A 22,284-nucleotide genomic window follows, 5' to 3' on the forward strand; every position below is an offset into this window, starting at 1 on the left:
CACCTACCTACTATCTTGATTTTAATTCTGCAATTCTTGAAGCAATTATCATGTCGTTAAAGGCAATCTCTTTTAATTCATCAATATTGCCTTTTTTTATTTTATTTTCGATATTTGTCAGATAATTATATATAAACTCTACATTTTCATCCAACTCCCCATTTTTGTTAGAGTAATTTCTATACAGATAATATTTCATCCTCCACAGGTAAGGAATATTAATTTGAATTCCATTTTCAGAAACATTTTTACTCACAGCCTTTTTTAAATTTGAAGATGTCTTTTGAACTAAATGAACTATTCTCTTTTTGTCTGGTTTTTGCATTGCCTCAATAAAATTATTTTCATAGCCATCTACCTTCTCAATTTTACCCCAATTCAGAGATAATCCAAATATACTCACTGAATCTTTTTCCAACTTTTTTCCATTTACTTCCATAATATTTTCTTTTGCATTTTCCAATTCTTCTTCTGCTAAATAAACTCCTTTTCTATATTCAAATTTTGGACTTACTAATACAACACCTGCACTTAATGTAATGTCTGGATTATTGCAGACGAATTCTTTAAACTTATCATTTATCTCTTTTGCCAAATCCCAAACAACATCCCATGCTCCAACGATTAATGTATCATCACCTCCTGAGTAAGTTAAATAAACATTGTTTTTATATTCAACTTTTTTTACAACATTACCTTCTTCTTCAAAAACAGTTTCTGCCTTTCCAGTTTTAATTAAATATGGAATATAACCAGTAAAAAACAATGTTAGCATAGAGCTCAGTGTGCTTAATCTTGATATTGTTGGTTTATTTAACCCTTTTGTAATTATTTTACCTAAATTATCTACATCCATCTTTAAAATGGCTAGTTTATTTGTCCCGGTTCTTTTTTCTGCATCTTCTCCTAATTCAGAGAATTCTTTTATTTTATTGTTATCCATTGGAAATGCTATTGAACCTAATTTATAAGGAATTTTTAGATTGCCCTCATTATCAGGTAGTTCGTAGATATTATTTTCGAATTCAACCATTTTATTTTTAAAGAAATCAGTCAATACTTTCAAATCTTTAATTTGTTCCACACTAAATTTTTTTTCAATTCCAAAATCTCTTAATATTGTTGTTAATTCTTCAAAAGATTCGCAATATTCGCATTTTTCATTGGTAATTTTAGCATTTTCACTTTTACATATTTTACATCTTTTGTTTTCGTCTCCGCTTCCTTTTGCTTCAAATAACTTCATTCCCTTGTATTCAAATTTTTTCATTTTCTTCTTTGAAGTTTCATCTGCTGCTTCTTTCCATTTATATGGTATTCCAATTTTGGCATCCTCATCCATACAATCTATTAAAAAATCAATAGGTCTTAAATTCACCTTTCCAATTGCCACATATAAATTTGCACCGAATTTATCAAACAATATATCGTTTATTTTTTCTTCAAAATCATTCACTTTTTTATCTTCAATGTTGTGAGATAATATATAAAAATGCCCTCCCCCGTAAAATAATATATTTGCAATAGGTAAATTCAACTCATTAACAACATATCTTGCACAGAGCTCCGTTAAAAAATCTAAATAAAAACTTCTACCTTTAAGCGATTTATTAGCTCCTTTTGAAGTAATGTTAAATATAAAATCCTGAACTCCCGAAATATCCCCATGAATAAGGGAAAATTTGTGTTCATTGATATATTTTATTTCATCTAATTTCTCTTTTAATAATATTTCATTATCTTCTTTTTTATTTTTCTCTTTAACTTCATAATTATTTATAATTTCTTTTATTTTATTGGCTTCATCGTCTAAATTATCTAAAAGATTTTTAACATCTAATTTATCTTTATTGTTATACAAACAACATGCAATAGCACAGGTGGTTTTTAGATGGTCATATAATGATACATCAGAAAAATAATTGGAATCTTTTTTCTCCATATTGTATGTCGAAGGAACACACCAAGTATATTTCTGTATAAATAACAGTAAATCTTCAAAATTATTAATTTTTTTAAAATCTTCGTCATCTACTTTTTTAGTATTGTTATCTATATTTATCTTTGGAAACGATTTTTCAGATACATTCAAAGGCATTAATGGATATATATAGTTTTTATTAGAAGTTTTTTTGTTATTTTCATTTTCCGATATAGATATATTTTCAAAAATTGATGCTAAATTTAGATCATCATTAGAGCTCGCATTTTTATTATATGTTATTAATTCTCCATTGCTTAATTTATCCGATATTTTTAATATATTTAATAATTTATTTTCGTTATTTTCTCCATGGTGGTTTTCTATCAAAAATTTTATAGTTTTAATTTTTTCAATTTCGGAATTGTTTGAACCCCAGTATTCTTTAAAATTTATCTTGCCCCCAATAAATTTAACCCCATAATCTACATGACCGTTATTAGACCCATTATTTTCACTTGAATCATTATCTAAAAGTTTATACCATTTTCCAATATCATGTAATAATGCACCAATTTTTAACGCTTCATATTCATTTTCATCCATTCTATCCCCTATTTATGCTTATAATATTGCTTTCATAATATATATAGATATAGAGTTATAAACCGATATTATCATGCAATCGGGTTAACTATTAATTTAAAAGAATAATCCATACATAATTAAACTCTACACAGTCCAATGCCCATACCATTTTTTCACCGAATCCACATTAATATATAATTTAATTATCTAATATAAAATGGATAAGTTATAATATATAAACTATACTTCCACTATTAAAAAACTCTTTTAGTTTCGTAGCATTATACCGTCTCGGAGCTCCGGGAGAAAACGAGGATATAAACCACAAACACCATAACCAATGTATATTATAATCCATAGACTGATACGACATCAACAAAGATAATCACAACTATTAAATGAAGTGATTTATTTTCATATTGATGTTTTTTTAAAGGATAGTCAGGATTAGGATTAGATATGAGCTCCCATATTTACGCCCCCAATATAACGCCGTGGGAGCTCCTAAAAACATGTCTGAAAGACTCATCCATTAAAACAGGTATGGACATAAACCTCATCAAAGTATCCTAAAATTGATAGATTTTTATTGTGGGCATATTCATCATTACAATATTTGTAATGGGAATAGCTGGAAATATCATAATAATATATTCTAACCTTGAATTTTTCCCCATTATTTATATTTTCAATGTTTTTTACGCCATATCCTATCAATGTGTTGTTTTTATTGTAAAATTTGGTTTTTATATGGATTTGCATATTATTATCCGCAGTATTTTTGCCAATTAATTCCACATAGGGCTGTCCATTTTTTGACCTTAATAGCTTTTGGCTAATTATTTTAATATCCCGTTGATGGTTAGTCATAGGATAATCATTCATAAAAACAGGGAATATCGTGCATTTTGAAATTGTGTAGTTGTTATATGTCCAATCGTTGTTGTTGGTTTTAAACTTGAATGTCTCATTTGGTCCTATATTGTATAAATAAACCATATTTTGACCTATTAGTGTGTTATTTTTATCGTAGTATTTTATAAAAACATATCCCTCAATATCTTTATTATTAGTATTTTTACCGATAATTTCGATAATTTGGCTGTTGTTGTGTTTTAAAATATTGTATCCAATTTTAACGGGCACCTCGTGGCTTCCTCGTTCATTGTAAAATAGCGTATCTTTATAACATTTTACCGATAAATTAACTGTTGATAGGGAATCAACATAATTTGAAGGACATTTTATTTTTGCTTTAATCGTTTCGCCTGAATTTATATTGTTAAATTCTTCTTTGATACTACCTATTACATAGCCATCTGAATCATACAATTTGGCATAAATTACACAATTACAGGAAATATTTCCAATATTTTTACCAATTACCTCTATATATGCGTTGTTGTGGTTATTATTGTTATTATTCCCCTCATCACTATTATTTTCAAATATTATCTTATAACCAACTATCTGAATTATGTTTTGCTCCCCCATCATGTCTTCAAATGAGATTGCATTTCTAGGGTCATTGATGGAGCTCCACACAAAATAAACAGATGATGCTATTATGATTATCAATATAATATTTATCAAAATCGATGCACTTAGAAGTATATTTTTATTTTTATCATTCATACCAACACCCCATAAATAGAATTATATTAAATAATTCCGCCCCTATTGACAACACATATATAAAATATAATAGCATATATTATATATGATGGCCTAACATATAATGGTAAATTTTGAGTATAATCAATCTTCGGACTATTTCCCACATCGACTCACCAGAAAGACAAATATCACCGTATTATCCTATAAAGAGATAATATCATAATATTTTGGGACGCAGTAGGGGCAGTTTTTGAAGATTAACCACAATATTGGGTGGAATTTTGATTAGAAATGATATATATATATATATTAAATATTATGATATTACTATCTCCGGCGTATGCAGAAGATGCTCCAAAAGTAGTTAAATCATACATTGGGGTGTATGAATACAACGGAACATATTACGACCCATTGGGCAATACATTTGACGGTGTGTCTTCGTATAGTGGTTCAGATTATAACTATGCAGTTGTAGTATATGAATTAGATAATGGTCAAACAATTAGGCAGACAGTACCTTTAACTGATAATGGAGGAACTACCGACCCTGCACCAACAGCAGCAATATCTTGGACTGACCCCGATGGAAATACTCATGACATATTTGAACAAATTAGTACTCAAACTAATAATGTTACTTCACTACCTTATGTCGCCGAAATCCCTGTGGGTTCTCAAATCGATTTAAAAATGAATGATAATTATAATGATGATAACTATGCCGATGGAGAGTGGAAATTAAATATTACGGAAAATGGAATAACATTTAAAAATGCCACCCAATATGGGGGATATCACCATAATTTATCATTTAAACTTACAGACATTGACACAAACGAAACCTGGAATATCACTATGCCATATAAAAATAGTGGTAGAGATTACTATAGTGGGATAATTCCATTAAATGGTTCTAATGCAACCATATATGACATAAGTGGCAGTACACCAAATGCAGGTGGAGACCCCCTAACCTACGAACCCACAAATAATTTTATTAAACCAAAAGCAACCCCGACTAAAACACCAATTCCAGTTGGTGCTTTAATGGCCTCAATGATACTAATAACATATTTTATATCATCGAGAGATAACTAAACAGTAATTCTTTAAATTCTTCATTTTTCTACTAATTTTTATTATCTTATATTTCTACCATAATATACATCACATATTCCCATAACCTCTTTTTAATACTTTCCAAAATTGTCCTTTGAGCTTGTTATATGTTTTTTATATTTAACTTCACAACTTCATCGGAGCTCCCATATTACGCCCCCAATTATAACGCCGTGGGAGCTCCCATAAACCTTATAATTACAATTCGGAAACTCCGATTATTCTTATTTTTGCACTTCCGTCAATTAATATTGCTTTATCTCCTTTTTCATAAACTACTGGTTTTAATAATTTTAATTTAATTATATCTCCTTCTTTTTCGATTACTTCACTACTTACTGTTTGTAATCCGATATTTATTTGGTATCCTTCTCCTACGGCTATTTCTTTTTGCATATATGGATTCCATTTCATATTTAGCGTTAATTCGCTGGATACTTCCAAATCACCATTAGATAATATCATACCCCTATCCAAATCTTCGGCTTTAACTCCTTTTAATGCCAAACCAACTCTTGAAAATTGAGGTGCCTCATCATAATTTTTATCATTTACCTGTATGGATTTTACCATTGCCTTATTTTCAGTAGGATAAACCCTTAAATTATCATGTATTTTTGTAGCTCCTTTTAAAACTCTCCCCAATATTACAGTCCCCACACTTCTAACCATAAAAAAGTGGTCAATTGGTATTTTTACAAAATCATTGTTGGGAGCTCCTGCTATATCTATTGGGAGCTCCATTAATTTTTCTCTTATATTTATATAGTCCTTTTCCATAATCTCAAAGTCTTTCATTGAGGTATTTGAAATAATTGCCTTTAATTGATTTACATCAACATATTCTCCAACCACCAGAGCTCCTTTACTTACTCCGCACATATCCAATATTAATAATGTTTCTGCCAATTCTGCCTTTACCTCATCTACGAAAATTAACGCATAGTCCATTAAATTTATGGTATATAATAATGGCATTATTTTTTCTGGATATTTTGTAGGTTCAATTATAAAAATAGCATCATCTCCATTTTTATAATTATATAGCGTTATATCTGTGGAAGTTCCTGCCTTTCCTAAATTCTTTCCTGCATCTCTAATGTCTCCAAATAATCCTATTCCTATATTTTTCATAATTTCACCGTTTTTATAATATATATTAATTTAAATCTTTAATATAGTCAATCTTCAAAAACTGTCCCATATATGTTCTAAATAATTAAATATAATATGGAATATTATACAGAATATAGTTTATTTTGATATGTGTGAAACAGTCCGAAGATTGGCTATCTGTCAATCTTCAAAAACTGTCCTATGTATTTTCTAAATATTAAGTGTAATATGGGATACTATACATAATACAGTCTTATCTCCATTAGTGCGAAAAAGTTCGAAGATTGGCTATAATTTCATTTTTAATATTTTCCATTATATCGGATTTTTTGCCCTTGTATTTTTTAATATTATTATTTTTATCTATTAAAATTACCTCGTTGTAATCATCGCCAAAATAATGTTTGGATAAATCATTGGCTACAATATAATCTAAATTGGCATCTTTAAGTTTTTTTATACTTTTTTCAATTAATTCCTGTTCTGGTATTCCATATTCTGCCTTAAATCCAACAATTATTTTATTTGGAAATGCCTTTTTAAGTTCTTTTATTACTTTTGGATTTTTCTTTAATTTTATTGTTAATTCCTCTTTATCCGAACTTATTTTTCCCTTTTGCTCTTCCAATGGAGTATAATCCGATATTGCTGCACAGGAGATTATTATATCTGCATCTTTTCCAATATCCAATGCTTTATTTAACATTTCCGTAGCACTGAGCGTATTGTATGAATTTACATAATATGGTGGTTTTTTGCCCATTGCATATATAACAGATACATCAAAACCATCTTTAATAAAGCACTGAGAAAGCAAATAACCAGTTTTTCCAGAAGATAAATTGCTTATTATTCTAACTTTATCAATAAATTCCGCCGTTCCACCCGATAATATTAATACTTTTTTATTGTTGTTATTGTTATCTTTATTTTCTTTTTTATTTAATTTATCGATAACTTCACCTACAACAGTTTCAATTGATGGAACTTTTGCCTTTTCTTCCTCCATTTTCGGAGATATTATATGTACATCTTTTTTACCACTTAAATTAATTAAATGGTTGTCTATTGTATCTATCATATTTTGGTGCATTGCTGGAACTATAAATATTGGCTTTTTCTCAAAAAACATTGTAGCCGTAGTATTTATTATATTATCTGCAATACCTAATGATATTTTACTTACTATATTTGCCGTAGCTGGGAATATTAGCATTGCATCACATTCTTCATATAATTCCACATGCTCAATTTTTCCGGTGATGTCGTAATCTATCGGAGCTCCGCAACCAAACTCCAATGATGCCTCTCCAATTATTTTTCTTGATTCCTCTGTGGCAATACATCTCACATCAGCCCCATGTCTTAGGAGCTCCCTCATTAACTTTGGAGTCTCAATTGCTGCAATTGATGATGACACTGCAACAACAATAGTTTTACCATCCAATAGTTTTGATTTAGCATATTTTAATTTTTTTGTAGGGTGCATTTTATCACTTTTATATTTGTGGGTATATATTAAATAACATAATAAACTATATAATATTATTAAACTATAAAACATATCCATATATTGTATATATATTGTATATGTCATTCTTGGTGTAATTATGGAACTTCAAAATTTTTCGGAAAAAAATTTTTACAGTCGTAAAAATAGCAAAGCTATTTTGAGACCCCCTGAAAATACAAAAAATATTGAAAATACAAAAATTGCCGTTATTGGTGGCGGACCTGCTGGAAAATATTGCAGCACCGAATTAGCCAAAAAAGGATTTTCCGTATCAATTTACGAAAAAAACAAAATAGGAGGCACCTGTTTAAATTACGGTTGCACATATGTAACCGGATTACGGGAAATGGCAGATATAATAAATAATTTAAATATAGTTAACTCAAATAAAGAAATAAAAGATAATACAAAATTAGAAGATGTTATTTCATTTAAAGAACTTCAAAAAAATATATCGAATATTCTAACTAAAATAAGAGGAAAATTAGAGGGGGACCTATTAAAATACAATAATATAAAATTATATAATGAAGAATTTAAAGAAGAATATAAAAAAAATTATGACTATATTGTATATGCAACGGGTAAAGAATATACAAATAATTATAATGGTGTGGAATGCCTAATACATTCGGATATTGTAAATTTAGAGGAGCTCCCTGAAAAGATATTAATTGTGGGCGGGGGAACTGTGGCAATGGAATATGCTTCGCTGTTTTCAAATTATGGCTGTGAAGTGGTTGTTTATGTTCGTTCAAAATTTTTAAAGATGATAGAGGATAAAGATATTAGAGATTACATATTAAAATTTATAACATTTAAAATTATAAATGACGAAAATCAATTAAATGAATTACTAAATGATAGTAGCTATACAAAAATATTGGCTATCGGAGGAAAAGCCACTATAAAAACAGATGACAATTTAAAAGTAATAGGCAAAGACAACGAATATGCCTGTGGAGATTGTGTAATTGGAAAGGGTGGAACTACTCCAATATCCCGTATGGAAGGTAAAGTAGTTGCCGAAAATATTTATAATGAATTAAACAATAAACCACCCATAAAACCAAATTACAATAATATCCCAAATACTATTAGATTGGATTTAAATATATCTTATGTTGGAAAACAGACAGATGATTTTAAAATTATTCCTAATAGTGTTGGAAAAGGGGATTTTTTTAGGGTTTTCAACCACATAGGCATAAATAAAATATATTACGAAAATAATAGGGTAGTGGGTGCAATTTCAATGTCTCCATCAATGGAAACAATTCCATATTTTGCCCAGTATTTAAATGGTGTCAATATTTATGATGGTTTTATAGAGGTTCATCCTTCAACAGACCCATTTTATAAAATATTTGGTAGTAGGTAATATATTATGGATTTCACGATTCTCCAATCATTTCTTATGAATCTCGTAGAAAAATATGGGTTATTGGGTATATTTATAATCGGGTTTTCAGAACCAATATTTCAACCATTTCCAACAGAAATATTTATGATAGCAGGAATTGCCTTGGGTCTTGATTGGAAACTTGTTATGATTATGGGGGCAGTAGGTACCACTGTTGGTTCGGTAATTACTTATTATCTAGCTTCAGAATATGGCGAAAAATTAGCATATAAATTATTTGATGAAAAGAAATATGCCAAAGGCGAAAAATTTTTTAAAAAATATGGGGTATGGGGATTTTTAATTATAAGTTTTACTCCCCTTCCATTTGAAATTATGTGTTGGGTATGTGGGTCTTTTGAGATGCCTTTTAAAAACTATTTATTCGCGGTATTTATTAGTAGGGTAATAAAACATGGTGTTTTTATAATGCCTTTTGTGCTTGGATATGATTTAAACATAATTTAAAATAATGCATAAAATATTGATAAAATATTAAATAATATAATTACATATTATTTTTAGTGTGGTGTTTTAAGGAGCTCCATGCAATCATATATCCAATATTCCAACAACAATTATAACTTAAATTAATATAATTTATAATATATTATTATAATCTAAATTTGGTGATATTATATGTGTTTAGCAATACCTTGTAAAGTAATTGAAATATTTGAAGAAAATGGAGAAAAATATGCCACTGCGGAATATAAAGGAGTAAAGCAGAAGGCAAAACTTGCACTTCTTGAAAATGTAAATATTGGAGATTATGTCCTTATTCATACAGGCTATGCCTTGGAAGTAATGAATGAAGAAGATGCAAAAATAACATTAGAAACTTGGGAAGAATTATTTGATGCCCTTGACGAAATGGACGGCATAAAAGAAAAACAGGAAGATAAATAAAAAAAATAAAATAACTAAAAAATAATAAGTTAAATAGATTATATATTTAATCTTTAACTTTTACTGCACCATTTGGACATACATCCTCGCAAATCATGCAAAATGTGCATTCATCTTCTTTTGATACTACTACTTTATTATCTTCAATTGTAAAAACTTCCATAGGACATGCATTCATACATTCTGCACAATCTACTCCATCACATTTGTTGTAGTTAATTATTACACTCATTTTTTCACCACTTCGTTATTTGGTTAATTTTCCATAATGCACATATTATATATAATTTTATATATAAATTATATCATGCTAAATATATCGTGTTTTATTCTTTTTTAATATTAAAATCCTTCGGATTTTTTATGATTTCATGATTCCCTTCGTTCCACTTAAAATGATATTAATTTATCATAAATGGAGCTCCTAAAATCTACCCATATTGGGAGCTCCTAAAATTCTCTCAATATTCCAAAGTTCATTTAATACATTTGAATTAATATCACTTCGTATAAATGGAACTCTTAATCCAACTGAAACTTGGGCCAATGAATTATTATTACTAACCATGGTTGGTGTTAATCCTTTGTCAGATATATAATTAATATAATGATACATTTCGGTCAGCGTTCCCATTGAATAAGGCTCTATTATTGAAAAATCAGCAGCCTCATTTATTCCCTCAGTTGCAACCGTTCCATCAAATTCAACCATTTTTGAACTTTCAAGATAATCCAATTTATTTAAGTCTGTGTGTTTATCATATGATTCAACAGATGCGCCAACCAATATTTGAACATCTTCCTCTTCGGAGATATCCGACAATATTGTTTTAAAACTATCTAATTCATCAAAAATATTGTTGCATAAAAATTCTCCATTTTGATTAATGATTGGATATTTATTGGATAGATTTGACAATATTTTAGTGTATATATGGACTAACTCCCCTATTGATTCTATCATTGGTATGGCGATTAATTTATTTAAATTATCACTCATTAAAGGAGCTCCCATAATAGGGAGCTCCGAAGCTAAATTTCCACCCAAATATTTAAATAATGGCATTCCTATTGTGTTAGCCGATGCCCTTGCTATACTCATCGATACTCCCATTGTGGTTGTAGGGTCATCAATTGATGTATCGCACAACATAGAATCCATAAAATCTTGGTCCGATGTGGGATATCCCACCAATGCTGGAGCTATTATATTTTCCACATCTGAAATGACAGCAATAGGGTCTTCAACATTAATTATGTCATATCCAATCCCTGTTCTTGTGAATGTAGTAATTTTTACTCCAATTTTTGAATTTTTAAAAATTTTTTTTGCAGAAATTCTTTCAAGTATGGTGTCTCCTTCCAACTTAATCCCCATTAAATATAATTATAAGTATAAAATATATACGACCGTGTTAGTATTAATATTAACATATATCAAAAAAAGTTTTATGGGATATTATTTATTTTATAGGATAGTATTTAATTATAACAATTATATATTGTCTTGCTCTTTTAATGGTTTTTTAACCTTTAAAGGCAATTTTCCCTGTTTAAATTCATTCATTGCAATTACTCCTGATGATTTTTCTTCTGATTCTACTGTTGCGAATGCTCCATCAGATATTTGTAGGGCTCTTGAACCAAGTAATCTTGCTTTTTCAAATTTTGTATATTTCATTTAATCCCTCTTTTAGGATATTAGAGAATATTTTATAATATATATTTATGATATATTTATATTACATAATAAATGGTGGGACTGCTGAGATTCGAACTCAGGTTGCACGCCCCCCAGACGCACAGGATGGACCAAGCTACCCCACAGTCCCATATATAAAATGTAGTTAAAATGTATTGAAATATCTAATATTAATAATATCAAATTTTAAATTAATATTTTATAATTTTTAATATTTCATAACTTCGTCAAATAATTCATTTCCATTTTCGTCGATACTATGAGAGATAAACATTCTTCTACAGCAGTATTTTTTTATACCTAACTCATCTAAGGCGTTGGATAAATCCGCCCCCTCTTTTAATTTAGATACATACTCCCCATAAACTTCGGAGATTACTCCTCCGCATGAAAAACATCTTATTGGAAACATTACCATTTAATATCACCAAATTAAAAAGAAAATAATAGTTAATAATATTTAATGAAAATCCATTAAATATTGTATTCTTCCAAAATAACTGCATATATAGCAATGCCAGACAATTATCTGTATGATTTTTGTCTTTTTGCTCTTGGACCTTTTGTAGATTTACTTGGTTTGTGGGGTTCAGTTCTTCTTGCGTCACTAATTAAGATAGTTCTATCATAATGTACGAATCTGTCCTTTAATTCCATGTCTCCTGTAAATTCTACAATTGCCTTACCTAATGCGGTTCTTGCTGCATCCATTTGACCAACAATTCCCCCACCATTTACTGTAATGTCTATGTCAATTCCATCAACAACATCTCCGGCCAATATAATTGGTTCCATTAATTTTGCATTGATGTATTTTGGCTCAACTATTTCAATTGGCTTTTTGTTGATCCTAATTCTTCCTTTTCCTTCTTTTGCTGTTGCTCTTGCAATAGCTGTTTTTCTTTTACCTACTGTATGAACTACTTTCACATAATCACCCTACTTTTTTAGAACTTAGCTCCCAAGTGTTTGCTGAGTTCCCCTACTGTTATGTATTTATTTGTGTTAGGCATGTCGCTTAATACAATATCTGGGTTCGTGTTTTCAGGAGCTCCTACCATAACTTTAATTTTTCTAAATGCCTCTGCTCCTCTTGGCTTTTTGTATGGAACCATTCCTCTGATTATCCTTCTAACTATGTCATCAGGTCTTCTTGGGTATTTTGGACCCATATCTCTTGGATTTGAGATACTTTTTCTATTTCTTAGTTGAGTATATTTTGCAAATATAAACTCTTTATTTCCTGTCATTATTGCTTTCTCAGCATTCACAACTAAAACATCCTCGCCCATTAGTGCAAGTTTTGCCACTCGTGATGCCAATCTTCCAACAACAGCATTTTCTGCATCGATAACAACTGTCATATTATTCACCACTTATGCCATTATTTTTACCAAAGAACCCTTTGGATTTTCATTGATTAATTCTTTAATTGTAATACATCTTCCGCCAGCTTCTTCTACTGCCTTCTTAGCACCTTCTGAAAATGAAAATGCTGCAACTGTTATTTTATGTGCCAATTTTCCAGACCCTAAAACTTTCCCCGGAACCACAACAACATGATTTTCTTCCGTGTATCTGTTTAATCTACTAACATTTACTTCGGATATAATTCTTGAAGGTTTTGACAATCTTTTAGCAAGGTCCTTCCAGATTTTCACATCGTTTTTATATGACTCCACTTTAAGGTCTTGAACCAATTCAACAAGTTGCGGATTGGTTGACTTTAATTTCCTCATATTTTCACCGTTTTTTATGCATATATTATAAAATTTAATATTTATAAATATATATTGATATCGCTTATTCAGCTTTATTTATTTCATAGCTTTCTAATTCATATAAGAATTTTTCAGCTTTATTTTTTAATACCTCTATTGCAGATATTAAAATATCCTCAGAATCCATTTGCCCATGAGATTCCACTGAAAATTCTACTTCATTATCCTTTATCAATTTATAACTTGCATTGCATGGTTGCCATTTTGCATGATTTTTTCCCACTCCTACAAGTGCCTCACATTCCAATTCTAATTTTTGTCCTTCTTTTAATTTTACTATTGGAATATTATCAAAAGCAACCATACTATCGGATTCCGATTCTAAATCCGCAGAATAAACTGTGCAAGGTCCTTCCTTCATAATTGAAAATCGCACAACTTCATCACTAATAACAGGCTTCCCAGTTATGGGTATTAATGCCAATCTATGTGCTAATATTTCATCATACATTGAGGAAGAATTCTCATAAAAATATACATTTTCAATGGCATAAGTAGGAACACTTGAAACCATAATTCTTCTTAATGCACTAGAAAAGGAAATGGGAGCTCCCCCGATAGTAAATTTAAGGGTTTCTCCAATTTTAGTTTTTTCTTTTTGAATGTTTTTAATCAAACATACCACCAATGTAATAGAAATATATATCTGTATAATATCATTATATCATAATTATATTATACATACGCAATATTTCTATATAATTATCTATTCCCTTTTTTAGGTGTTGTTCCATCATGAGGTATTGGTGTAGCGTCTTCGATTCTTCCAATTTTAATTCCTGCTCTTGCTAATGCCCTAATAGCCGCCTGAGCTCCTGGACCTGGATTTTTAGATTTACTACCGCCTGTTGCCCTTACCTTGATATGAACTTTATCAATGCCTTTTTCTCTTATCATGTCTGCTATTTTAAATGCTCCCTGCATAGCTGCATAAGGGGAAGATTCATCCTTCTGGTTTTTCACAATCATACCACCAGATATCTTAGCAATTGTTTCTGCCCCAGTTATGTCAGTGACATGGATGATTGTGTTGTTGTATGACGCATAAATATGAATTACGCCCCATTTTTCACTCATTAAATCACCTTAATAATATATAAATATATTTTAAATTATTTAATTATTAGTAATTATTCCGCGTCCTTTACTGAATCTGTTCTTTCTGGATGACTTTCAGATGCCATTGGGGAATTTGGCATATAAGATATAGCATCTTCCTCAACCAAAGGAACAAGATAACTTGGAGCATTTATTTTCTTTCCATTTACTGCGATGTGGCCATGAACAATAAATTGTCTTGCCTGTTTTGGTGTATTGGCCAATCCCTTCCTAAATACCAATGTTTGCAATCTTCTTTCCAAGATACTTTCTAAATTCAAAGACAAAACATCATCCAGCGTAGCATCTTCTTTTAATAAGATACCGTATCTATTTAAGATACCGAATAATTGAACAGCTTCTTTTTCCCCTTGAGCAGAGGTATCGCTGATTAACTTTCTTGCCTGTCTTCTGAATGTTCTCAATCTTGTTTCCATTTTCCAGATTTCTTTTTTGTTTGACAAACCATATTTATTGGAGAGTTCCCTTTCTTGTTTGATTCTCTCTCCAATCCATGGGTGGTTAGGTGTGTCGTATGTTTTGCTTAACCTTCTTGGGTCTCCCATTTTTTCACCGATATAGTATTATGTATGTATCCTATAATATATTTAGTATATTATCATTAATATTGATATATTATCAATATTTATTTAATTATTTTCTTCTCTTAACACCTACAAGAGAACCTTTCCTAAATGAACCTCTTGTTCTTTGTCCTCTACATGGCAATCCTAATTCATGCCTAATTCCTCTATAACATCTTATCTTTTTCATTGTAGCAATGTCTTCTTGAACAGCCATTGTTAAATCTGATTCGATTAAGTGTTTATTTAATCCCGAATATACATCGTTCTTTCTGTTGAACATCCATGATGGGATTCCGTGTTTTGCAGGTTCATTTAAAATATCTTCTATTTTTTTAACATCTTCATCTGACATAAGTCCGGCTTGTTGTTTTCCGTCCAATTTTGTTATTCTCAATATTGCTTTAGCCATAGCTTTACCGATACCTTTAATATCTTGTAAAGCATATTCTAATGGAAACTCACCAGTTATGTCTGTTCTTGATACTCTAATTCTGTGTCTGAATTCTGGTTGGGTCAATTTCTGCACCTCCGTGAGATAATCGTGTTTTAAGCACATATATTATAAAACATATATTTGGTTATATGTGCCAATAATCGTTAATATATAATAAAAAAATAAAAAACGCAGAGAGGGGGATTTGAACCCCCGCGGAGCAAAGCCCCATGGGATTTCCAGTCCCACGCCTTACCGAGCTAGACTATCTCTGCCCATCTATCCAATAGATACCATTACAACAAAATATGCATTTATCATATTAATAGTATTTGGTATTCATTGTGTATATCTATATTCTATAATTATTAATATTCGGCCCTATATCATATATTTATTTTTCATCATATTTCGCGTTATATCTCATCAGATATTACATAAAATAATTATAAAATATAACACCCGTGTTTCATATACATTATAATTTCTTACTAATATACTTTCCATTTACTATATATATGTTTCGATTATACTGGTGAATTACACAATATATTATATAGTACAGTAGGATAGGGAGCTCCATGTATTAAAATACAACACGGCATATATAATAATTATGACACAATATTATAATATAGGATAAATAATAATAGTAATAATATAAAATAGGAATGATAAAATAGAATGGCGATATAATGGAACAAAATATAACAAATATATTAATCAAAAAAATAGAAGAATTAACAGAAACCATATATGACGAAACCATAAGATTAGAAGAACCTCCATCAATAAGTTTGGGAGATTATTCTACAAATATATCATTTAAATTAGCAAAATTATTAAAAAAATCTCCTATGGTTATAGCCGAAGAATTAACAAATTTATTAATTTCCGAAAATATAGAAGGAATAAAGGAAATAAAGGCAGTTAATGGATATATTAATTTCTTTATAGATTATAATTTATATTCTAAATCAGGCATAGCTAAAATATCCTCTGAAAAAGATAAATTTGGGCAGGGAGCTCCGAAAAATAAAAAAGTTATAATTGAACATACTTCGGCTAACCCAAACGGACCACTCCATATAGGACACAGCAGAAATGCCATTGTTGGAGACAGCTTAAAAAGAATTGTGGAATTTGCAGGATATGTCGTTGAGGCCCAATATTATGTAAATGATATGGGAAGACAGGAGGCAATAGTAGTATATGGATTGGATAAATTTGAATTAAATGAACAGCAAAAACCAGACCATGCCATAGGGGAAGTTTATTTTAAGGCAAATCAGTTATTAAATGAGAATCCAGAGCAGGAAGAAGAAATATTAAAATTAATGAAAAAATATGAAGAAGCTTCTGAAAAAGGAGAAGAAAACGAATTAACAAATAAATTCAATTATGCCGTAAATTATGCCCTAAGTGGATTTAAAGAAACCCTTAATAACTTAAATATACACCATGATAAATTTGTATGGGAGAGCTCCTATGTTAAAAATGGAATGGTGCAAAAAGTAATACAAACGCTAAAAGATACCGGAAAAGTTGAAAAAGACGAAGTATATAGGTTAGACCTTTCGGAATTCGGAATAGATAAAAAATTAGTATTAGCTAGATTAAACGGCACCAGCCTATACTCCACAAGAGATATTGCATATCATATTGACAAAATGAAAAATTGCGATATCGGAATTAATATTCTTGGAGCTGACCACAAATTAACAGCAGAAATGGTAAATGCCAGTTTAAAATTGTTGGGTTATAATACCCCAGAAGTAGTATTTTATGAATTTATATCACTTCCAGAAGGTTCCATGAGCACCAGAAGAGGAACATTTATCAGCATTGACGAACTATATGAGGAAGCTAAAAACAGGGCAGTGAAAGAAATTAAAAAGAGAAACGAAACCACAGAGGAAGAGGAAATAAACAACATTGCCCATAAAATAGCCGTTGGTGCTGTGAGATATAATATAGTTAGAATATCGCCAGATAAAGCTATGGTATTTAGATGGGATGATGCCCTTGACTTTGAAAAAGTCGGAGCTCCGGTAATTCAATATGCTCATGCTAGATGTTGTAGAATACTTGAAAAAGAAAACACAAATGAAAATAAACCTATTGACGCCACTGAATTATTTGAATATGATTTAAATGAGCATGAAAAATTATTAATAAAAATATTGTTAAAATTCCCAAAAATAGTTGAAAAATCAGCAGATGCCAAAAAACCTCAAATAATGGCCACCTATGCATTAGATGTTGCTCAAACATTTAATAGATATTATGCAAACTGTCCAATATTCAAAGAAGAAAATAAAAATATAGTATATTCAAGGTTGGAATTGGTAAAATGCACCAAAACAATTATTGAAAATGCCCTTAATTTATTAGGTATTGAATGTCCAGGGAAGATGTAAAATAATAATGATAATAAATATACCAATTATTAAATTATTTTTTATCCAACTCATTATAATCTTTGCAAATACAAAATTCACATAAAGAATATTTATTGTCTTGCTTATTTTTCACAGGACAGTAATAATTATTATTTTTTTTAATTACGCGATTTCCGCCGGGAAATTTCATTCCAACTGGATGTAATGGTATTCCTTCAATAAAAACCAAATAAGGAACTACTATTTTTGATAATTTTATAAAGGAGCTCCCTTTACTATCTTCTGGTTTTAACTGCTCTATCCTATCCATTAATTTATTATATTTTTCTTCATCAATAGGACAATCTTTATCGCCAATATTATTGTTTTTTGGGATTATGGTTTTCATATTATTCAATAATTTAGAATAATATCCAATATATGAATTAATATAATGTGTTCGGTATTCCTTGGGAACATGAGCCATGTCTTTTTCTAAAAATATCCTGACATTCATTAATTCATAAACCCCAAAATTATTGCTTAGTTTTTTTAATATGTCCAATAACTCCATTTTATTCATTAAAACCACACTAATTAGATAAATCTCTCAATGGCAAAAGATATTATGGCAACCATTACACCACCAAGTACCATCTTTAATCCAGATATTTTTAAATTTTCCTTGGAGATTTTTCCAATGAATACACCAAGGGCAAATAATATGGCCAAAGTAATTGCAATTGATACCATTATAGCCATGTTTTTTTCAAGAAATAAAAATGGCATAACAGGTATAATTGAACCTAATGCCGTTGCTAATCCATCTTGCATACCACTTACTGCTGTTTTATCTATTGCCATTTGATAAAATGAAGATTTTTTTAATGAACCTTCATTTTGTAATAATACTTTTTCCTGAGATGCTCTTTCTCCTTCTAATATTGCTCGTTCAGCTGTTAAAGCTCCCAAAATATTAGACATTCCATTTGCCACACCACCACCAACTCCCGCAGCTATGATTATAGATATATCTCCACCACTTGCCCCAATTACTACACCCAAGGAGGATAAAGAGCCATCTATAATACCTCTTATTATATATCTAACATCTAAGTTTTCCACTTTAATATGGGATAATATTCCTTTTAAACTCATTATTTTCACTTATCTTATTTTATAAATATCTTTTATATAATTAATTAAAATTATTAAGTCATTGTATTAGTTATCTAATTTATCATCAGCAACATGCCATATTAAATTATCAAGAATACTAACTTCCACAATATTATCTGCCTTTTTAATTAATTTTTGACAGTCTTCACTTAAATTAAGAAGATGCAATTTTTTACCATATTGGGCATATTTTTCAGCAATATTATTTATTGCCTCAATTCCAGAATGGTCATAAACCCTAGATTTTTCAAAATCGATAACCACATCAACAGGATCATTTTTAAAATCAAATAAATCCTTAAATTTAGTGACCGATGCAAAGAAAAGCGGACCGTGAAGCCTATATACTTTTTTATTTTTCATAGATTCTGTGTGTGCCCATATATCTTTCCCCCGTTCCCATGCAAACATAATAGCTGCCAATATTATTCCCGCAAATACTGCAATAGCTAAATCAAATACCACAGTCATAATAGAAACCAGTGCAATAATAATTGCATCAGATAGAGGTATTTTCTTTAATATACGGAGACTAGACCATTCAAATGTTCCAATTACTACCATAAACATTACACCCACAAGGGCAGCAAGTGGTATCATTTCTATAAGGGGAGCTCCCCATACAATAAATGCCAGTAGAAATAAAGCCGCCGCAATTCCAGAGACTCGCCCCCTACCCCCTGCACGAATATTTATCATACTTTGACCAATCATGGCACAGCCCCCCATTCCACCGAAAAATCCATTTACCAAATTTGCCAAACCTTGACCGATACATTCCCTATTACTTCTCCCCCTTGTTTCTGTGAGTTCGTCAATTAACCTCAATGTCATAAGGGACTCTATTAAACCAACAGCAGCCGCCAAAATTGAGTATGGAAGTATGGTTTTAAATGTATCCATTGTAAATGGAATATGTGGAATAGAGAATGAAGGAATAGAAGCTGCAAGTGTTGATTTAGTTGGCTCTATCATTTTTACAAAATCAAGCACAGTGAGAACTGTATATCCAGCTTGATTTAAGAAATAAGATATAATTGTAACTACGATAATTGCCACCAGCGTAGCAGGGACTGCCTTTGTAATTTTGGGCAAAAATTTACTTATGATCATTGTTATTGCAATAAGAACAAGCATAATTAATAAAATAGGCATAGGTAGTAAATTACCATCTGCGCCATAAAATTGCCCAAGCTGGGACATGAATATAATTATGGCAAGACCATTAACAAAACCCAGCATAACAGGATGGGGTATCATTCTAACAAACTTACCAACTCGCAAAATCCCCATAATTATTTGAATAATTCCCATAAGTGCTACTGCAACAAATAAATAGCCCAATGCACTTTCCATTCCTGCAACTTGAACTTGGTGAATTACAAGGGGTGCAAATATTACGGCTACTGCACCAGTTGCACCACTAATCATTCCCGGACGACCGCCCACTATTGAAGCTATTAATCCCATCATAAATGCGGCATAAAGCCCTATTGTTGGGTCGATGCCCAATATAAATGAAAATGCTATTGCCTCGGGAACCAATGCCAATGCCACGGTTAATCCGGACAATATATCATTTTTAAGACTTCCATCTTTTGGAATTACTAACTCCACCAATTTATTATTTAATTCTTTTGTTTGACTTGTATGTATTTTTTCTTCTGTCATTGTTTAATACCATATTTAATTTATTTATTTATTTATTTATTTATTTAGTTTTTTAACTTTTACATTATTTTTAGTCAAATCCATAATATTTAACATCATTTCATAATTTACAAAATAATCGTCCAATATATTATTTAATGAGCCTGTTGAGTTTGTTTTTATCTCCAATATTAAATTCTTAGTTGAATGGTTATAATTAGTTTGTATTACTAAGCCATCGTCCATATCATCTACTTTTAAACTATTTACTTCATTTTCATTAGAGGGGAGCTCCATTTTAAAATAAATTTCCGCCATCTAATCGCCCCTTAAATTTAGTCCTCTTTTTTTGAGTTCTTCATACACTTCATCAGGCACTTCGGGACATTTTAGTGAATTAGTTGCTTCCTCCTCTGTCATTAGTCCATACCTAACCATTGCGCAAATCCTATTGAATTCAAAATTAAAATTATGAGTTTTATAAAATTCCTTTAAAGCTGGTGCAAGAACTAAACAATTTGTTGTATATCCTCCCAAATTAGGATTTTTCCAGGGTAATTCTTCCAATATTTTCATTCTGTCTTTTTCCGTTAAATTATAACCTGCCAACAACCGTATAAGAGTTATATTGTTTTTAAGTGGTTTAAATGCAGAAGTTCCAAAAGGTAGCTCATGCCCAGACACTATTTTATCTATATTTAAAGATTTTGCAACACCTCGGAGCTCCCCCATAATTTTATTTGAGCACTCTCGACATGGTGATTCCCCCTTTAAAATAGTTTCCTCAAATAATTTTGTAAAATCCCTATTTATTACCATCCAATCCACATTTAAATATCGTGTTATATTATAACAATTTATTAATGCTTCATTAGACATATATTTATTATCCACGGTAATACATAGCGGCCTTATTCTTAAATCCTTTACAAGTAAATATAAAGCCACTACACTATCTTTGCCCCCCGAAAATGCCAAAATACAAGGATATCTTTTGTTTTTGTTTTTAATATTATTTTTATCTTTCTCTTCTTCTGTGGGTTCTTTTTTTAATAATTTAATTATTTCCTCCTTCATTTTATTAAAATCTCTTGGATATTTTAAAGAATAATAACATTCAATACATATATTTTTATTATCATGATTTATTATCTTTGAGGTGCTACTGTCATTAAGACAGGTTTCACATTTTATAATATTATTTTTATCATTTATTTTCTCATTCATTGTCTCACATTTCATTATAATTATTAATTATTAATATGATGCACGATGTGCCTATCTC

The 22,284-nt window shown here is 30.1% G+C and carries 25 protein-coding genes and 2 tRNA genes; 5 read left to right on the forward strand and 22 right to left on the reverse strand.

The window, feature by feature from the left end:
• Positions 1 to 10: 10 nt before the first annotated feature.
• Both cas10 and MAEO_RS05460 read right to left on the reverse strand, forming a co-directional pair.
• Entirely contained in the window at positions 11 to 2,527 is a 2,517-nt protein-coding gene (cas10, locus tag MAEO_RS05455) for a type III-A CRISPR-associated protein Cas10/Csm1 (protein WP_011973792.1), read from the reverse strand.
• A gap of 507 nt (positions 2,528 to 3,034) precedes the next feature.
• Positions 3,035 to 4,144, reverse strand: a complete 1,110-nt coding sequence (locus tag MAEO_RS05460) for a hypothetical protein (RefSeq protein WP_011973793.1) — start codon at positions 4,142 to 4,144, stop codon at positions 3,035 to 3,037.
• Between the two features lie 273 nt (positions 4,145 to 4,417).
• On the opposite strand from MAEO_RS05460, the gene MAEO_RS05465 reads away from it, so the two are divergent.
• Positions 4,418 to 5,227 carry a hypothetical protein gene (locus tag MAEO_RS05465; protein WP_011973794.1) on the forward strand — a complete coding sequence of 270 codons (810 nt, stop codon included), beginning with the start codon at positions 4,418 to 4,420 and terminating at the stop codon, positions 5,225 to 5,227.
• Positions 5,228 to 5,446: 219 nt separating this feature from the next.
• On the opposite strand, the gene MAEO_RS05470 is transcribed toward MAEO_RS05465, so the two are convergent.
• Together MAEO_RS05470 and coaBC are read right to left on the reverse strand one after the other, a co-directional pair.
• The gene (locus MAEO_RS05470) at positions 5,447 to 6,382 is read right to left on the reverse strand and encodes an EF-Tu/IF-2/RF-3 family GTPase (RefSeq protein WP_011973795.1); all 936 of its coding nucleotides are present in this window, start codon (positions 6,380 to 6,382) and stop codon (positions 5,447 to 5,449) included.
• A gap of 244 nt (positions 6,383 to 6,626) precedes the next feature.
• The gene (gene coaBC / locus MAEO_RS05475; protein WP_011973796.1) at positions 6,627 to 7,853 is read right to left on the reverse strand and encodes a bifunctional phosphopantothenoylcysteine decarboxylase/phosphopantothenate--cysteine ligase CoaBC; all 1,227 of its coding nucleotides are present in this window, start codon (positions 7,851 to 7,853) and stop codon (positions 6,627 to 6,629) included.
• A gap of 121 nt (positions 7,854 to 7,974) precedes the next feature.
• Here coaBC and MAEO_RS05480 point away from each other — a divergent pair, with 121 nt between their 5' ends.
• The 3 genes from MAEO_RS05480 (at position 7,975) to MAEO_RS05490 (ending at position 10,188) form a co-directional block, all read left to right on the forward strand.
• A complete protein-coding gene (locus MAEO_RS05480) occupies positions 7,975 to 9,258 on the forward strand; it encodes an FAD-dependent oxidoreductase (RefSeq protein ID WP_011973797.1) in 1,284 nt (427 codons plus the stop codon).
• Between the two features lie 3 nt (positions 9,259 to 9,261).
• Positions 9,262 to 9,747 (forward strand): YqaA family protein, encoded by a 486-nt coding sequence (locus MAEO_RS05485; protein ID WP_048062385.1) that lies wholly within the window; start codon positions 9,262 to 9,264, stop codon positions 9,745 to 9,747.
• A 171-nt stretch (positions 9,748 to 9,918) separates the two neighbouring features.
• Positions 9,919 to 10,188, forward strand: coding sequence for a HypC/HybG/HupF family hydrogenase formation chaperone (locus tag MAEO_RS05490; protein WP_011973799.1), 270 nt, complete (start codon positions 9,919 to 9,921; stop codon positions 10,186 to 10,188).
• Positions 10,189 to 10,234: 46 nt separating this feature from the next.
• On the opposite strand, the gene MAEO_RS05495 is transcribed toward MAEO_RS05490, so the two are convergent.
• The 13 genes from MAEO_RS05495 to MAEO_RS05555 all read right to left on the reverse strand — a co-directional run bounded on the left by MAEO_RS05495 (position 10,235) and on the right by MAEO_RS05555 (position 16,064).
• The gene (locus MAEO_RS05495) at positions 10,235 to 10,420 is read right to left on the reverse strand and encodes a 4Fe-4S binding protein (protein ID WP_011973800.1); all 186 of its coding nucleotides are present in this window, start codon (positions 10,418 to 10,420) and stop codon (positions 10,235 to 10,237) included.
• A gap of 192 nt (positions 10,421 to 10,612) precedes the next feature.
• Positions 10,613 to 11,554: a phosphopyruvate hydratase family protein gene (locus MAEO_RS05500; RefSeq protein ID WP_011973801.1), complete on the reverse strand. Its 942-nt coding sequence runs from the start codon at positions 11,552 to 11,554 to the stop codon at positions 10,613 to 10,615.
• Positions 11,555 to 11,683: 129 nt separating this feature from the next.
• Positions 11,684 to 11,869, reverse strand: a complete 186-nt coding sequence (locus MAEO_RS05505) for a DNA-directed RNA polymerase subunit K (protein WP_011973802.1) — start codon at positions 11,867 to 11,869, stop codon at positions 11,684 to 11,686.
• Positions 11,870 to 11,942: 73 nt separating this feature from the next.
• Positions 11,943 to 12,020: transfer RNA gene (locus MAEO_RS05510), tRNA-Pro, on the reverse strand.
• Positions 12,021 to 12,098: 78 nt separating this feature from the next.
• Complete coding sequence (locus tag MAEO_RS05515; RefSeq protein ID WP_011973803.1) at positions 12,099 to 12,308, reverse strand: DNA-directed RNA polymerase subunit N; 210 nt, start codon at positions 12,306 to 12,308, stop codon at positions 12,099 to 12,101.
• Positions 12,309 to 12,415: 107 nt separating this feature from the next.
• The gene (locus tag MAEO_RS05520) at positions 12,416 to 12,820 is read right to left on the reverse strand and encodes a 30S ribosomal protein S9 (protein WP_011973804.1); all 405 of its coding nucleotides are present in this window, start codon (positions 12,818 to 12,820) and stop codon (positions 12,416 to 12,418) included.
• Positions 12,821 to 12,837: 17 nt separating this feature from the next.
• The gene (locus tag MAEO_RS05525; protein ID WP_011973805.1) at positions 12,838 to 13,254 is read right to left on the reverse strand and encodes a 50S ribosomal protein L13; all 417 of its coding nucleotides are present in this window, start codon (positions 13,252 to 13,254) and stop codon (positions 12,838 to 12,840) included.
• Positions 13,255 to 13,266: 12 nt separating this feature from the next.
• Complete coding sequence (locus MAEO_RS05530) at positions 13,267 to 13,629, reverse strand: 50S ribosomal protein L18e (RefSeq protein ID WP_011973806.1); 363 nt, start codon at positions 13,627 to 13,629, stop codon at positions 13,267 to 13,269.
• Between the two features lie 64 nt (positions 13,630 to 13,693).
• Positions 13,694 to 14,287, reverse strand: a complete 594-nt coding sequence (locus MAEO_RS05535) for a DNA-directed RNA polymerase subunit D (protein WP_011973807.1) — start codon at positions 14,285 to 14,287, stop codon at positions 13,694 to 13,696.
• 86 nt (positions 14,288 to 14,373) lie between these two features.
• Positions 14,374 to 14,748, reverse strand: coding sequence for a 30S ribosomal protein S11 (locus tag MAEO_RS05540; RefSeq protein WP_011973808.1), 375 nt, complete (start codon positions 14,746 to 14,748; stop codon positions 14,374 to 14,376).
• A gap of 53 nt (positions 14,749 to 14,801) precedes the next feature.
• Positions 14,802 to 15,335 carry a 30S ribosomal protein S4 gene (locus MAEO_RS05545; RefSeq protein ID WP_011973809.1) on the reverse strand — a complete coding sequence of 178 codons (534 nt, stop codon included), beginning with the start codon at positions 15,333 to 15,335 and terminating at the stop codon, positions 14,802 to 14,804.
• Positions 15,336 to 15,423: 88 nt separating this feature from the next.
• Complete coding sequence (locus tag MAEO_RS05550; protein ID WP_011973810.1) at positions 15,424 to 15,873, reverse strand: 30S ribosomal protein S13; 450 nt, start codon at positions 15,871 to 15,873, stop codon at positions 15,424 to 15,426.
• Positions 15,874 to 15,979: 106 nt separating this feature from the next.
• A tRNA-Ser gene (locus tag MAEO_RS05555) sits at positions 15,980 to 16,064 on the reverse strand.
• Positions 16,065 to 16,484: 420 nt separating this feature from the next.
• Here MAEO_RS05555 and argS point away from each other — a divergent pair.
• Entirely contained in the window at positions 16,485 to 18,209 is a 1,725-nt protein-coding gene (gene argS, locus MAEO_RS05560; RefSeq protein ID WP_011973811.1) for an arginine--tRNA ligase, read from the forward strand.
• 34 nt (positions 18,210 to 18,243) lie between these two features.
• Here the strand turns inward: argS and MAEO_RS05565 are convergent, their stop codons facing one another.
• The 5 genes from MAEO_RS05565 to MAEO_RS05585 all read right to left on the reverse strand — a co-directional run bounded on the left by MAEO_RS05565 (position 18,244) and on the right by MAEO_RS05585 (position 22,226).
• Positions 18,244 to 18,753, reverse strand: coding sequence for a DUF2115 domain-containing protein (locus MAEO_RS05565; RefSeq protein ID WP_011973812.1), 510 nt, complete (start codon positions 18,751 to 18,753; stop codon positions 18,244 to 18,246).
• 14 nt (positions 18,754 to 18,767) lie between these two features.
• Positions 18,768 to 19,328 carry a TIGR00267 family protein gene (locus MAEO_RS05570; protein ID WP_011973813.1) on the reverse strand — a complete coding sequence of 187 codons (561 nt, stop codon included), beginning with the start codon at positions 19,326 to 19,328 and terminating at the stop codon, positions 18,768 to 18,770.
• Positions 19,329 to 19,394: 66 nt separating this feature from the next.
• Positions 19,395 to 21,020 (reverse strand): SulP family inorganic anion transporter, encoded by a 1,626-nt coding sequence (locus tag MAEO_RS05575; protein ID WP_011973814.1) that lies wholly within the window; start codon positions 21,018 to 21,020, stop codon positions 19,395 to 19,397.
• 36 nt (positions 21,021 to 21,056) lie between these two features.
• A complete protein-coding gene (locus MAEO_RS05580) occupies positions 21,057 to 21,317 on the reverse strand; it encodes a KEOPS complex subunit Pcc1 (protein WP_011973815.1) in 261 nt (86 codons plus the stop codon).
• Positions 21,318 to 22,226 (reverse strand): adenine nucleotide alpha hydrolase family protein, encoded by a 909-nt coding sequence (locus MAEO_RS05585; protein WP_011973816.1) that lies wholly within the window; start codon positions 22,224 to 22,226, stop codon positions 21,318 to 21,320.
• Positions 22,227 to 22,284 lie beyond the last annotated feature (58 nt).

This window comes from Methanococcus aeolicus Nankai-3 (assembly GCF_000017185.1).
Lineage (GTDB): Archaea > AGJL01 > Methanococci > Methanococcales > Methanococcaceae > Methanofervidicoccus > Methanofervidicoccus aeolicus.